General features: G+C 50.6%; 1 rRNA gene. It reads left to right on the top strand.

Annotation, left to right across the window (positions count from 1 at the left end):
- Positions 1–516 (top strand): 23S ribosomal RNA (locus tag ACTQ1L_RS15260); the annotation flags it as partial.

The following is a 516-nucleotide window of genomic DNA, read 5'->3' as shown; positions in this document are numbered from 1 at the left end:
CAACTAGGATGTTGGCTCAGAAGCAGCCATACATTCAAAGAGTGCGTAACAGCTCACTAGTCGAGAGTTCCTGCGCCGAAAATGTCCGGGGCTGAAACACGACACCGAAGCTGTGGACTCCGCAAGGAGTGGTAGAGGAGCATTCTTAAAACCGACGAAGCTGTACCGAAAGGAGCAGTGGAGGGATAAGAAGAGAGAATGCCGGAATGAGTAGCGAGAGAAAGGTGGGAATCCTTTCGGCCGAATATCTAAGGTTTCCAGAGTAAAGCTGATCTGCTCTGGGTAAGTCGGGGCCTAAGCACAGGTCGCAAGACGTAAGCGATGGATAACAGGTTTAGATTCCTGTACCACGTATTATCAGAACTGTAGGGACGCATGTGGAAAGCACGGGCCGGGAATGGAAAGACCGGTACAAGCGAGGTAGGTGTACGATAGGCAAATCCGTCGTATAATCCGAAGACGTGATGTGGAGCGAAATAAAGTAGTGAAGCGTGTGAGCCATGTGCCGAGAAAAGC

Origin of the sequence: Agathobacter sp. LCP21S3_B2, from assembly GCF_052118705.1 — a bacterium.
Classification (GTDB): Bacteria; Bacillota; Clostridia; order Lachnospirales; family Lachnospiraceae; genus Roseburia.
The sequence above is the reverse complement of the archived record's forward strand: the minus strand, read 5'-3'. Positions and strand labels throughout refer to the sequence as shown.